Genomic DNA, 14749 nt, shown 5'->3' on the forward strand with positions numbered 1-14749 from the left:
TTTAAGAGACACGCCCTAGGTGGCCGATCCCCGTCTGGGGCTGCAGCTCAAGACGGCGGCCGGCAGCCAAGACTTAGGACAGTGGCCCAGACGCAGGACGGTGATCCAGACGCAGGCCGGCAGCGCAGCCGGCGGCGCCGACTGGGCACGGCGGCGGCGCCTGGTCACGGTGGCGCGCTGCAGCACGCCACCGGAGCTGGCCGGAGCCACGTAGGCAGGAACCCACCACCGGACAGCACTCAGCACTGTCCCCCGTCTCTATGACCGTCTCCCGTCTGGGCGGCCGATCCCCGTCTGGGGCTGCAGCTCAAGACGGCGACCGGCAGCCAAGACTTAGGACCGTGGCGCTGGCTGGTCACGGTGGCACCGGCTGGTCACGGTGGCGCCGACTGGTCACGGCGGCGCGCTGCAGCACGCCCCGGGAGCTGGCCGGAGCCACGTAGGCGGGAACGCGCAGCCGCAGCCGCGTCAGGCGGAGTCGAGCCGGCGTGCGGAGGACGGCGAGAGGCCGTTGGCCCGTCATACGGCAGCTGCCTGGATCCCACCCACACCCCACTGGGATCGTGAGTGTTCGGTCCAAGAAAGGTGGACCAAACACTGACGATCTTCGGGGTGCGGTGGGGTGACGCGGGCGGTCAGTCGTGCGTGGGCATCCAGATGCGCCGCAGGTAGTCCTTCATCGACCGGTCGGAGGAGAAGAAGCCGCTGCGGGCGACGTTGAGGATCGCCGAGCGCGTCCAGCGCTCCTGGTCGCGGTAGGCCTCGTCGACCTCGCCCTGCACGTCGATGTAGGACTGGAAGTCCGCCAGCGTCATGAACCGGTCGTTGTAGAGCAGGTCGTCGACGACGGTTGCGGCCAGGCCACGGTCGCCGCCGGTGAAGTGCCCCGACGCGACCAGGTCGATGGCCCGCTTCAGCTGCGGGTTGGCCTCGTAGACCGCGCTGGGCACGTAGCCCTTGGCCTGCAGCGCCGCGACCTGCGGCTCGTCCATGCCGAACAGGAAGAAGTTGTCGTCACCCACGAGCTTGCGGATCTCGACGTTGGCGCCGTCGTCCGTGCCGATGGTGAGCGCGCCGTTGAGGGCGAACTTCATGTTGCCCGTGCCCGACGCCTCCTTGCCGGCGAGCGAGATCTGCTCGGACAGGTCGGCGGCCGGGATGAGCTTGTTGGCGAGCGTGACGTTGTAGTTGGCCGGGAAGGCCACCGTCAGCACACCCTTGACGCGCTCGTCCGCGTTGATCGTCGCGGCGACCGAGTTGATGAGGTAGATGATCTCCTTGGCCATGTGGTAGCCGGGGGCCGCCTTGGCGCCGAACACGAACGTGCGCGGCACGACCGAGTCCTTGTCGATCTGCCCCGAGATGATCTGCTCGTAGAGCGAGACGATGTGCAGGAGCTTGAGCGTCTGGCGCTTGTACTCGTGCAGACGCTTGACCATCACGTCGACCATGCCGTGCTCGGGCAGCTCGATGCCGTCGCGCACCGCCAGCAGCTCGCGCAGGCGCTTCTTGTTGGCCTGCTTGGCCGCGGCGAAGCGCTCGCGGAACTCCTCGTCCTCGGCGTACGGCTCGAGGCTCTCCAGCCGCTCCAGCTTGGTCTCCCAGCCGACGCCGATGGTGTCGGTGATCAGCTGCGACAGCGTGGGGTTGGCGAGGCGGATGAAGCGGCGCGGGGTCACGCCGTTGGTGACGTTGGTGAACTTGTCGGGCCACATCTCGGAGAAGTCCGGCAGGACCTTGTCGCGCAGCAGCTGCGAGTGCAGCTCGGCCACGCCGTTGACCTTGACCCCGGCCACCGTGGCGAGGTTGGCCATGCGGACGGCGCGCTCGGGGTGGTCCTGGATGATCGACATACGACGCACCCGCAGCTCGTCGCCCGGGAAGGCCTCGCGGACCGTCTCGAGGAACTCCTCGTTGATGCGGTAGATGATCTCGAGGTGGCGCGGCAGGAGACGGCCGACGAGCTCGACGGGCCAGACCTCGAGGGCCTCCGGTAGCAGCGTGTGGCAGGTGTACGCGAAGCACTTCTGCGTGACGGCCCATGCCTCGTCCCACTCCATGCCGTGCTCGTCCATCAGCAGGCGCATCATCTCGGGGATCGCGATGACCGGGTGGGTGTCGTTGAGCTGGAAGATGATCCGCTCGTGCAGGCGGTGGAGGTCGAAGTCCTTCTCCAGCGTGCGGTCGATGAAGTCCTTGAGCGAGCAGGCGACGAAGAAGTACTGCTGCTGCAGGCGCAGCTCGCGGCCCTGCGGGGTGGAGTCCTCGGGGTAGAGCACCTTGGAGATGTTCTCGGCGAAGGTCTGGGCGCGCACGGCTGCCGCGTAGTCGCCGGAGTTGAAGATCTGCAGGTCGAAGGCCTGCGTGGCGCGGGCGCTCCACAGGCGCAGGGTGTTGACCACGCCGTTCTGGTAGCCCGGGACCATGTAGTGGTAGGGCACGCCGAGGACGTTCCAGGCCGGCACCCAGCGGTTGCGCTGGACCTGGCGGCCGGAGCCGTCCCCCGCGTCCTCGACGTAGGTCTCGGTGCTGCCGCCGAAGCCCACGGTCACCGCGCGGTCCGGGTGCGGGAACTCCCACGGTCCGCCGAGCGAGAGCCACGAGTCGGGGACCTCGACCTGCCGGCCGCCCTCGAAGGTCTGCCGGAAGATGCCGTACTCGTAGCGGATGCCGTAGCCGATACACGGGACGTCCATCGTGGCCAGGGAGTCGACGAAGCAGGCGGCGAGGCGCCCCAAGCCGCCGTTGCCGAGGCCGGGCTCGACCTCCTGGGCGCGCAGCGTCCGCAGGTCCAGGCCGAGGGTCTTGAGCGCCTGGTCGGCGATCGCGCCGAGGTCGGTCGCGAGCAGGGCGTTGCCCATCTGCCGGCCGAGGAGGTACTCCGCCGACAGGTAGCCGACCATCTTGGTCGGGTGCTCGCGGCGACGCCGGGCCGTCTCCAGCCAGTCCGCCATGAGGTAGTGCCGGATCGTGCGCGCCAGGGCGAGGTACTGGTCGTTCTGGGACGCTCGCGACAGGGCCACGCCCTCGCCGAAGTTCAGCTCGCGCAGGTACTCCCGGGCGAACCCGTCGACCGTGCGCGGGGGCCGGGCGACCGGCGCGGTGGCCAGCGGGTTGCTCGGCTCGAGCGACGGTCCGGTCGTCGTGGTGTCGTAGGGCAGGGGCCTCTCGTCCGCCAGCCAGCTCGAGCTGGGGTCCAGCGGGGTCGCGTCCTGCGTCATGTCGCCTCCGGTGTCGTGGTTCACCCGGACACGAAGAATCCGACGGTCCGCTGCAGCGCGGCCTGGGGCGGTCCGGGACTGCCGCCAACTGTAGTGGACGGGCCCCCCTGGAGACCCGGCCTTGGCCGCACCACGCCGTAACCTGCGAGAACCGGCGAGGAAACGCTCCGCTGGGCGAGACGACGACCTCTCAGGTGCGATCCGGACACACTCTTTGGGTACCGTGACGCGAGTGACCGCCCCACGACTGTCATCCGCCCCCCAGACCCCCATCGGCCGCATCCCCGTGCTCGACGTGACCCCTCGCGTCGACGAGGGGCGACTGCCCGCCAAGTCCGTCGTGCACGAGCCGTTCACCGTCACCGCGCGGGTGTTCCGCGAGGGCCATGACGCCGTGAACGCCTCCGTCGCCATCACCGATCCGGACGGGCGCACGGCATACGTCCCGATGCGCTCGACCAACGTCGGCCTGAGCCTGTGGGAGGCGCAGATCGCCGCCGACCGGGAGGGCCTGTGGTCCTACCGCGTCGAGGGCTGGTCCGACCCCTACGGCACCTGGCACCACGACGCCGTCATCAAGGTCGAGGCCGGCGTCGACGTCGAGCTCATGCTCGAGGAGGGTGCGCTCGTGCTCGAGCGGGCCCTCGCCGAGGTCGAGCGCTCCCCCGAGCAGCAGCAGGTCCTGCGGGAGGCCGTCGTCGCCCTGCGCGACACCTCCCGTCCGGTGCCCGAGCGGCTGTATGCCGGGGCGGGCGACGCCGTCGCGCGTGAGATCACGGCCCGCCCGCTGCGGGACTACGTGTCCCCCTCCCCCGAGCAGAGCTGGCTGGTCGAGCGCCAGCTGGCGCTGGCCGGGGCGTGGTACGAGATCTTCCCCCGCTCCGAGGGCGCCTACCAGGACGCCGACGGGACCTGGCACACCGGGACGCTGCGCACCGCCGCCGAGCGGCTGCCGGCGATCCGGGACATGGGCTTCGACGTCGTCTACCTCACCCCGGTCCACCCCATCGGCAGGACCAACCGCAAGGGCCCCAACAACACCCTGACCGCGGGACCGCTGGACCCGGGCTCGCCGTACGCCATCGGCTCCGAGGCGGGTGGCCACGACGCGATCGAGCCGAGCCTCGGCACGTTCGAGGACTTCGACGCGTTCGTCGCCCGGTCGCGCGAGCTGGGGCTCGAGGTCGCCCTCGACATCGCCCTGCAGTGCTCGCCCGACCACCCCTGGGTCACCGAGCACCCGGAGTGGTTCACGACGCGGGCCGACGGGACCATCGCGTATGCCGAGAACCCGCCCAAGAAGTACCAGGACATCTATCCGCTGAACTTCGACAACGACCCGGCGGGGATCTACCAGGCCGTCCGCGACGTCATCCAGGTGTGGATCGACCACGGCGTCACGCTGTTCCGCGTGGACAACCCGCACACCAAGCCGGTCGAGTTCTGGCAGTGGCTGATCGCCGACGTGGCCAAGACCCACCCCGAGATCATCTGGCTGGCCGAGGCGTTCACCAAGCCCGCGATGATGCACACGCTGGGCAAGATCGGCTTCCAGCAGTCCTACACGTACTACGCGTGGCGCAACGAGAAGTGGGAGCTCGAGGAGTACGTCACCGAGCTCGCCGGCGACGCCGCGGCCTACATGCGCCCGTCCTTCTGGCCGACGACGCACGACATCCTCACGCCCTACATGCAGTACGGCGGGCCGGCGGCCTGGAAGGTCCGGGCTGCGCTCGCGGCCACCCTCGTCCCGACCTACGGCATCTACGCGGGCTACGAGCTGATGGAGCACGTCGCGCGCCCGGGTGCCGAGGAGCAGATCGACAACGAGAAGTACCAGCTCAAGGACCGCGGCTGGGCGGACTACGCGCCCGGTGGGCCCAAGGCCGGTCAGTCGCTCGACGGCTACCTGCGCACGCTCAACCAGATCCGTCACTGGCACCCCTCGCTGAGGCTGCTGCGCAACATCACGTTCCACCACTGCGAGGACGAGAACATCATCGTGTTCTCCAAGACCGCACGCACACCCGACGGTCACGACGACACCGTCATCGTCGTCGCCAACCTCGACCCGCACTCGACGCGGGAGTCCTGGATCCACCTGGACATGGCCGCCCTCGGTCTGGGATACGGTGACGGGTTCGTGGCGCACGACGAGATGACCCAGCAGTCCTGGCACTGGGGACCGGACAACTTCGTCCGCCTCGGCCGTGACGCCGAACCCGCCCACATCATCCACGTCCGGAGGTTCTGACAGGTGCACGGCCTCAACCTCGCCCAGCCCGGGCTCAAGCACGACCCGCGCTGGTTCCGCAAGGCTGTCTTCTACGAGGTGCTCGTCCGCGCCTTCGCCGACAGCAACGGGTCGGGCGCCGGTGACTTCACCGGCCTGCTCGGCAAGCTCGACTACCTCCAGTGGCTCGGTGTCGACTGCCTGTGGCTGCCCCCGTTCTACGCGTCGCCGCTGCGCGACGGCGGCTACGACATCGCCGACTACCGCGCGGTGCTGCCGGAGTTCGGGACGCTGCCGGAGTTCAAGGAGCTGGTGTCGCAGGCCCACGCCCGCGGCATCCGGATCATCACCGACTTCGTGATGAACCACACCAGCGACCAGCACCCGTGGTTCCAGGCGAGCCGCTCGGAGCCCGAGGGGCCCTACGGCGACTACTACGTCTGGTCCGACGACGACACCAAGTACTCCGACGCGCGCATCATCTTCGTGGACACCGAGGTCTCCAACTGGACCTTCGACCCCGTGCGCCGGCAGTTCTTCTGGCACCGCTTCTTCTCCCACCAGCCGGACCTCAACTTCGAGAACCCCAAGGTCCAGGAGGAGATGTTCGACATCGTCCGCTACTGGATGGACATGGGCATCGACGGGTTCCGGCTCGACGCCGTCCCCTACCTCTTCGAGGAGGACGGGCACAACGGCGAGAACCACCCCAAGACGCACGAGTTCCTGGCCCAGCTGCGGCGCATGGTGGACGAGGAGTACCCCGGTCGCATCCTGCTGGCCGAGGCCAACCAGATGCCCCACGAGGTCGTGGACTACTTCGGCTCCGAGGAGGCGCCGGAGTGCCAGATGTGCTTCCACTTCCCCGTGATGCCGCGCCTGTACTACGCGCTGCGCGAGGGCAAGGCCACGCCCATCATCAAGGTGCTCGAGGAGACCCCCGAGATCCCGACGGGCACGCAGTGGGGCACCTTCCTGCGCAACCACGACGAGCTGACGCTCGAGATGGTGGACAACGAGGAGCGGGCCGCGATGTACGGCTGGTACGCCCCCGACCCGCGCATGAAGGCCAACGTCGGCATCCGCCGCCGCCTCGCTCCCCTGCTGGACAACTCCCGCGCCGAGATCGAGCTGATCAACGCGCTGGTCCTGTCCCTGCCCGGCTCGCCGTGCCTGTACTACGGCGACGAGCTCGGCATGGGCGACAACATCTGGCTCAACGACCGCGACGCGGTGCGCACGCCCATGCAGTGGACGCCGGACCGCAACGCGGGCTTCTCCAGCGCCGACCCCGGCAAGCTCTACCTGCCGGTCATCCAGTCGCTCGTCTACCACCACAACAACGTCAACGTCGAGGCGGCGATGGCGTCCAGCTCGTCGCTGCTGCACTGGATGCGCGGCATGCTGCAGGTGCGCCGTCACCACCCGGTGATGGGCATGGGCACCTTCACCGTCATGCCGAGCGACAACGACGCGATCCTCGCCTTCCTGCGCGAGGTCACCGAGGCCGAGGCGGACGAGGACACCCCCGCCGAGACCGTCCTGTGCGTCAACAACCTGTCGCCGCGCCCCCAGGGCACCAGGATCCAGCTGCCCAGCGCGTATGCCGGAGCCCAGGTGCAGGACCTGTTCGGCGGCAGCGGCTTCGTCTCCGTGGACGAGCGGGCACGCTTCACGGTGACCATGGGTTCGCGAGACTTCTTCTGGCTCAAGCTGGTCCGCAAGACCGGGAACGAGGACTGAGATGGCAGGCACGTGCAAGATCGAGGCCGGAGCCACGCTGGAGCCGACCAAGCTCGAGGCCCTGCAGGCGTGGATCGGCGAGCAGCGGTGGTTCATCGGCAAGGGCTCCGAGGACGGTCCCCAGCTCGCGCGGGTCGGTGGCTACCGCTTCCAGGACCCCGAGGGCGAGGTCGGCATCGAGACGCTGCTGGTCCGCGACACCGCGGCCGAGCCTCCCGTGCTCTACCAGGTGCCCCTCACCTATCGCGCGACGCCCCTCGAGGGCGGTGAGCACGCGCTCGTCGGCACGATGGAGCACTCGGTGCTCGGCCCGCGCTACGTCTACGACGCGCCGCACGACCCCGCCTACGTCGCCGAGCTCGTCCGCACCATCGTCGAGGGAGACACCGAGGCCACCCCGGACCACGGCAAGGTCGACGCCGGCGCGCAGGGCAGCCCCGTCGACGGGGTCGGGCGCGTCGCCATACGCAGCGCCAAGGTGCTGTCCGGCGAGCAGTCCAACACCTCGATCATCGTCACCGCGGACGACGCGGACGGTGCCCCGGCACCGTTGATCGTCAAGGTGTTCCGCGTGCTGTCGGCCGGCGACAACCCCGACGTCACGGTGCAGACCGCCCTGGCCGAGGCCGGCTCGACGCTGGTCCCGAGGCCCCTCGGCTCGCTGCGCGGGCGCTGGACCGACAACGGGCACGACGTCCGCGGCCACCTCGCGTTCGCCCAGGAGTTCCTGCCCGACGTCCGCGACGCCTGGCGCGTCGCGCTCGAGGCCGCCAGCACCGGCACGGACTTCACCGAGCGCGCCCGCGCCCTCGGCGTCGCCACCGGCGAGGTGCACCGCACGCTCGCCGAGGCGATGGAGACCGCCGAGGCCACCGACGAGGACCACCGCACCCTGGCGCTGTCGATGCGCAGCCGCTGGGTCCTGGCCGCCGAGGCCCACCCGCCGCTGCGCGAGCAGGAGGCCGAGGTCGACGCGATCCTCGCCGCCGCCCGCGACGCCGACTGGCCGCTGCTGCAGCGCATCCACGGCGACTACCACCTCGGGCAGGTCCTCGACGTGCCCGGGCGCGGCTGGGTGCTGCTGGACTTCGAGGGCGAGCCCCTGCGCCCGCTCGCCGAGCGCACCGTCCCCGACCTGGCCGTCCGCGACGTGGCTGGCATGCTCCGGTCCTTCGACTACGCGGCCGGCTCGGTCGCGCAGGAGGACGCGAGCCGCTCCGAGAGCGCCGCCGCCTGGGCGCACGCCGCCCGCGAGGCCTTCCTCGACGGCTACGCCGACGCCACCGGGCGCGACCCCCGCCACGAGCCCGAGGTGCTGCGCGCCATGGAGCTCGACAAGGCCCTGTACGAAGTGGTCTACGAGGCACGCAACCGTCCCTCGTGGCTCCCCATCCCCACCGGCGCCGTCGAGCGCCTGGTGGCTGCAGCGAAGGGAACAACGATGAAGGACCACGACGCACCCCGCACCGACGAGTCGGCCGACAGCGCCAGCGCGACCAGCACCCCCAGCACCCCCAGCACCCCCAGCACCCCCCGGACGGCCGCTCCCTCGGCCGACGCCGCACCAACCGGCTCCGGCAGCACGCGCCGCGAGAAGCCGACGCAGGAGAGCGACGGCGGCGACCGGTCGTCGCGGCTGCTCGGTGCGGTCTCCGGCGTCGTGGGCGCCGTCGGCGCAGCCGTGGCCTCGCAGGTCGGCGAGGCGGCGCGCAACGCCGCGGGCTCCGCCGCCCAGGAGGTCCGCTCCCGCGCCGCGGCAGCCATGTCCACCGACAGCACCGCGTCCACCGAGGCCAGGCCGTCCACGGAGACCGGCGCGTCCACGGAGACCAGCACGTCCACCCAGGCCGCCGCACCCGCGCGGTCCGTGACGCCGACCGGCCCCCGTCCGGTGCCGGTGCACACGGACGAGATCAACCGGCTCGTCCACGGTCACCACCACGACCCGCACTCGGTCCTCGGGCCGCACCAGGGCGAGGGCGTCGTCACCGTGCGCACCTTCAAGCCGCGGGCCGCGACGGTCGACCTCGTCCTCGACGGCCGGGTCGTCCCCTTCCAGCACGAGCACGAGGGTGTCTGGACCGCCACCATCGAGGCCGACCAGGTGCCCGACTACCGCGTGGCGGTGGACTACGGCGACGGGTTCAAGCACACGGTCGACGACCCCTACCGCTTCTGGCCGACCCTCGGCGAGGTCGACATCCACCTCATCTCCGAGGGACGCCACGAGCAGCTGTGGGACGTCCTGGGCTCGCACGTCCGGTCCTACGACGGCCCGCTCGGCACGACGCGGGGCACCAGCTTCGCCGTCTGGGCGCCCAACGCCCGCACCGTCCGCGTCGCCGGCGACTTCAACACGTGGGACTCCCAGGGCCACCCGATGCGGTCGCTCGGTGGCTCGGGCCTGTGGGAGCTGTTCATCCCCGGCGTGGAGCCCGGCACCCGCTACAAGTACGAGATCCTCGGCAAGGACGGCCAGTGGCGCGCCAAGGCCGACCCGATGGCGCGGCGCACCGAGATCCCGCCGGCCACCGCGTCGGTCGTCGACGAGTCGACCTACCGCTGGTCCGACGAGGCCTGGATCACCGAGCGCGACGCCACGCAGCGCCACGAGCAGCCCATGAGCATCTACGAGGTCCACCTGGGCTCGTGGCGGCTGGGGCTGTCCTACACCGAGCTCGCGGACCAGCTCGTCGCCTACGTCAACGACCTCGGCTTCACCCACGTGGAGTTCCTCCCCGTCGCCGAGCACCCCTACGGCCCGTCCTGGGGCTACCAGGTCACCGGCTACTACGCCCCGACCTCGCGCTTCGGCTCGCCCGACGAGTTCCGCCACCTCGTGGACGCGCTGCACCAGGCCGGTGTCGGCGTCATCCTCGACTGGGTCCCGGCGCACTTCCCGAAGGACGCCTTCGCCCTGGCGAAGTTCGACGGCGAGGCGCTCTACGAGCACCCGGACCCCCGCCGCGGCGACCAGCCCGACTGGGGCACCCACGTGTTCGACTTCGGTCGTCCGCAGGTGCGCAACTTCCTCGTCGCCAACGCGCTCTACTGGCTCGAGGAGTTCCACATCGACGGCCTGCGGGTCGACGCGGTGGCGTCGATGCTCTACCTCGACTACTCCCGCAACGAGGGCGAGTGGCTGCCCAACCAGTACGGCGGCCGGGAGAACCTCGACGCCGTGCAGCTCCTGCAGGAGACCAACGCGACGGTCTACAAGCACCACCCGGGCGCGATGGTCATCGCCGAGGAGTCCACGTCCTGGCCGGGCGTCACCCGACCCACCGAGATCGGCGGCCTGGGCTTCGGCTTCAAGTGGAACATGGGCTGGATGCACGACACACTCGACTACGTCGAGCACGAGGCCATCTACCGGCAGTACCACCACGGCGAGATGACCTTCGGCATGGTCTACGCGTTCAGCGAGAACTTCGTGCTGCCGATCTCGCACGACGAGGTCGTCTACGGGAAGGGCTCCCTGCTCCGCAAGATGCCCGGCGACCGCTGGCAGCAGCTCGCCAACCTGCGCGCCTACCTCGGCTTCATGTGGGCCCACCCCGGCAAGAAGCTGCTGTTCATGGGTCAGGAGTTCGCGCAGGAGGCCGAGTGGGCCGACGCGCGGAGCCTGGACTGGTGGCTCCTGGACCAGCCGTGGCACCTCGCCGTGCACCAGATGGTCAAGTCGATGAACGGCACCTACCGCGAGTCGCCCGCCCTGTGGCAGCTCGACACGTCCGGCGAGGGCTTCCGCTGGGTCGACGCCAACGACGCCCAGGGCAACGTGTTCTCGTTCCTGCGCTACGGCAAGGACGAGGGCGAGGGCCGTCCCGCGGTGGCCTGCGTGTCCAACTTCTCGGGCGGTCCGCACCACCAGTACCGCATCGGCCTGCCCCACCCGGGCGTCTGGCGCGAGGTGCTCAACACCGACGCGACCGAGTGGGCCGGCTCCGGGGTCGGCAACCTCGGCCAGGTCGTCGCTGAGGAGATCCCCTGGCACGGGCTCCCCTACTCCGCCGAGATCACGGTGCCGCCGCTCGCCACGGTGTGGTTCAGCGCGGAGACCCCCGTCCCGGCCGAGCCCACGGCGGTGCTGCGGCAGGAGCGCCCCGAGCTGACCTCGACGTCGGCCTCGACCTTGGCCTCAACCTCGACCTCGGCCTCGGCCTCGGCCTCGACATCGACCGAGATCGGTGCCGACGCGGCCTCGCGGCCCGAGCTGGGCGCCACCCCGGACGAGACGCAGGTCTGACAACGCGCGGTCACGGCATACGACCGGAGGGGCCCCACCAGCACGGTGGGGCCCCTCCCGCATGCTCAAGGCCGACAGGGGCGGCCGCGCACTCGCGCATGGTCATGCGAACTGGTGAGTAACAAGGTCGAGGCAAGGAGGCCTACCGGCGGGTAGCCTCACGGCACCTCACCCCTCCCGACAGGAGACACCGTTGTCCTCTGCCCTGCCCCGCCGTCGCACCGCCGCGACCGCCGTCCTCGCCGTCACCCTCCTCGCCATCGCCCCGGCGATCGCCTCGGCGGACGAGCACGCGATCCCCGGCACCGCCGGCGCCAGCACCCTGAGCGACTCCCCCGAGCCCGCTCGTCCCGCGTTCTACGAGCCGCCCGCCCAGATCCCCAGCACGCCCGGCACCATCATCCGCACGGAGAAGGCCGACAACGTCCTCGACCCCCTGGACGCCTCCTCCCTCACCTTCGACGCCCGCCGCGTCATGTACTCCTCCAAGGACCGCGAGGGCCGCTCGATCGCCGTCACCGGCGTGATGGTCTCGCCCAAGACCCCCTGGATCGGTCCGGGCAAACGGCCCATCATCAGCTACGCCGCCGGCACCCAGGGCATGGGCGACTCCTGCGCCCCCTCCCGCCAGCTCAAGGCGATGTCGGAGTACGAGACGCTGTTCTTCAAGGACTTGCTCTTCCGCGGCTACACGGTCGCCCTGACCGACTACCAGGGGCTCGGGACCCCTGGCACGCACACCTACATGGTGCGCGAGGCCCAGGGTCACGCGGTGCTCGACATGGCGCGCGCGGCGCAGCGGGCGGGCTTCCCCGGCACCGATACCTCCACCCCGATCGGCCTCACCGGCTACTCCCAGGGCGGCGGCGCCGTGGCGGCGGCCGCCGAGCTGGCCGCGTCCTACGCCCCTGAGCTCACGGTCAAGGGCACCGTCGCCGGTGCGCCCCCCGCCGACCTGTCCAGCGCGGTCCCCGCCAAGATCGACGGGACGCTCTACTCCGCGTTCGAGCTCTACGCGACGGCCGGCCTGTTCGCGGCCTACCACGTCGACCCGGCCTCGATCCTCAACGACAAGGGCGTGGCCCTGCTGCCCAAGGTCGAGCAGAACTGCGTCACCGGGCTGTTCGACCTGGCGTTCGTCAAGAGCGCGACCCTCACCAAGGACGGGCTGCCGTTCACGTCCTCCTTCGGCGAGGAGCCGCTGCGAAGCATCCTGGCGGACAACCGGATCGGCAACCGCAAGCCCAACGCCCCGGTGATGATCACGCACTCCGTGTCCGACGACGTCATCCCCTACCCCGTCGGCAAGCAGCTGGCCAAGGACTGGTGCGCCAAGGGCGCCAACGTGTCCTTCCGCCCGCTGCTCGCCCCGGCGCACGTCGGTGGGATCCTCAGCACCTCGGCGCTCGCCCTCCCGTTCTTCGAGGCGAGGTTCGGGGGCCTGCCGCAGGTCAGCACCTGCGCGGTCCTGTGACGGGCCAGCACCTGACCAGCACCTGACCAGCACCTGACCGTATGCCGTCCGCCGCCGTCACCCCGCGTGACGGCGGCGGGCGGCATACGGCTCTCACCGCGCCCGGATGCCCGGGTGCGGCATCCCTGCCAGGATAGGAACCATGACCGCCAACCGTGCAGGACAGCCCGCCGAGCCCCGTGACCTGGTGGACGTGGCCCACCTCGTGACCGCCTACTACACCGGCAAGCCGGACCCCGACGACATCGACCAGCAGGTCGCGTTCGGGACGTCGGGGCACCGCGGGAGCAGCCTGCGGACCGCGTTCAACGAGGACCACATCCTGGCGACGACGCAGGCGATCGTGGACTACCGCACCGAGCAGGGCTTCGACGGCCCGTTGTTCATCGGGCGCGACACGCACGGCCTGTCCGAGCCGGCCTGGGCGTCGGCGCTGGAGGTCCTCGTGGCCAACGACGTGCACGTGATGGTGGACGCGGAGGACCGCTACACCCCAACCCCGGCGGTCTCGCACGCCATCCTGCGGGCCAACCAGGGCAAGATCTCGGGCGTCGACGACCTGCCCGCCGACAGCGGCCTCGCCGACGGCATCGTCGTCACCCCCTCGCACAACCCGCCGAGCGACGGTGGCTTCAAGTACAACCCGCCGCACGGCGGGCCCGCCGACACCGACGCGACGGGCTGGATCGCCAAGCGGGCCAACCACTACATCAAGGCCGGGCTCGAGGGCGTCAAGCGCGTGCCGTTCGCCGAGGCCCGGGCCGCGTGCGAGCCCTACGAGTTCAAGCGCATCTACGTCGAGGACCTCGCCAACGTCATCGACCTGGCCGCGATCAAGGAGGCGGGCGTCCGCATCGGCGCGGACCCGCTCGGCGGCGCGGCGGTCGACTACTGGGGCGCCATCGGTGAGCACTACGGCCTCGACCTGACCGTGGTGAACCCGCTCGTCGACCCGACCTGGCGGTTCATGACGCTCGACTGGGACGAGAAGATCCGGATGGACTGCTCCTCCCCCTCCGCGATGGCCTCGCTCATCGCGCAGAAGGACAACTATGACATCGCGACCGGCAACGACGCGGACTCCGACCGGCACGGCGTCGTCACGCCGGACGGCGGCCTGATGAACCCCAACCACTACCTCGCCGTGGCGATCCAGTACCTCTACGGCGGCGGCCGACCCGACTGGCCCGCCGACGGGTTCATCGGCAAGACGCTGGTCTCGTCGTCGATGATCGACCGCGTCGCGGCCGACCTCGGGCGGCGGCTCGTCGAGGTGCCGGTGGGCTTCAAGTGGTTCGTGCCCGGGCTGCTCGACGGCTCCGGGCCGTTCGGCGGCGAGGAGTCGGCGGGCGCGTCCTTCCTGCGCTTCGACGGGTCCGTGTGGTCGACCGACAAGGACGGCATCATCCTGGCGCTCCTCGCGAGCGAGATCCAGGCCAAGACCGGGACGTCCCCCTCGCAGCACTACGCCGAGCTCGTGGCCCGCCACGGCGACCCGGCCTACGCCCGCGTCGACGCCCCGGCCAACCGCGAGCAGAAGGCCAACCTCAAGGCGCTGTCCCCCTCGGACGTCGCCGCGGAGTCCCTTGCGGGAGAGCCGATCACGGCCAAGCTGACGGAGGCGCCGGGCAACGGCGCGGCGATCGGCGGCCTCAAGGTGACGACGGAGTCCGCGTGGTTCGCGGCCCGCCCGTCCGGCACCGAGGACGTCTACAAGATCTACGCCGAGTCCTTCAAGGGGCCGGAGCACCTCGCGCAGGTCCAGGAGGAGGCGCGGGCGGTCGTCTCCGCCGCCCTGGGACAGTGACCGGCGGCCGACGGCGGTCCTG

The 14749-nt window shown here is 70.6% G+C and carries 6 protein-coding genes; 5 read left to right on the forward strand and 1 reads right to left on the reverse strand.

The features are described from left to right. Positions 1-635: 635 nt before the first annotated feature. Positions 636-3221: a glycogen/starch/alpha-glucan phosphorylase gene (locus tag B4E97_RS05405; protein ID WP_286958973.1), complete on the reverse strand. Its 2586-nt coding sequence runs from the start codon at positions 3219-3221 to the stop codon at positions 636-638. Positions 3222-3453: 232 nt separating this feature from the next. Between B4E97_RS05405 and B4E97_RS05410 the strand changes: the two genes are divergently transcribed. From B4E97_RS05410 to pgm, 5 genes are all read left to right on the forward strand, one after another. Further along, positions 3454-5475, forward strand: a complete 2022-nt coding sequence (locus B4E97_RS05410; RefSeq protein WP_286958975.1) for an alpha-1,4-glucan--maltose-1-phosphate maltosyltransferase — start codon at positions 3454-3456, stop codon at positions 5473-5475. A gap of 3 nt (positions 5476-5478) precedes the next feature. Beyond that, on the forward strand, positions 5479-7197 hold the full coding sequence (gene treS, locus B4E97_RS05415; RefSeq protein WP_286958976.1) for a maltose alpha-D-glucosyltransferase: 1719 nt from the start codon (positions 5479-5481) through the stop codon (positions 7195-7197). 1 nt (position 7198) lies between these two features. Then, a complete protein-coding gene (gene glgB, locus B4E97_RS05420; protein WP_286958977.1) occupies positions 7199-11446 on the forward strand; it encodes a 1,4-alpha-glucan branching protein GlgB in 4248 nt (1415 codons plus the stop codon). 193 nt (positions 11447-11639) lie between these two features. Then, on the forward strand, positions 11640-12920 hold the full coding sequence (locus tag B4E97_RS05425; RefSeq protein ID WP_286958979.1) for a lipase family protein: 1281 nt from the start codon (positions 11640-11642) through the stop codon (positions 12918-12920). Positions 12921-13062: 142 nt separating this feature from the next. Then, a complete protein-coding gene (gene pgm, locus B4E97_RS05430) occupies positions 13063-14727 on the forward strand; it encodes a phosphoglucomutase (alpha-D-glucose-1,6-bisphosphate-dependent) (protein WP_286958980.1) in 1665 nt (554 codons plus the stop codon). The last annotated feature ends 22 nt before the right edge of the window (positions 14728-14749 follow it).

The sequence above is a fragment of the Arsenicicoccus sp. UBA7492 genome (assembly GCF_002479615.1).
Lineage (GTDB): Bacteria > Actinomycetota > Actinomycetes > Actinomycetales > Dermatophilaceae > Arsenicicoccus > Arsenicicoccus bolidensis.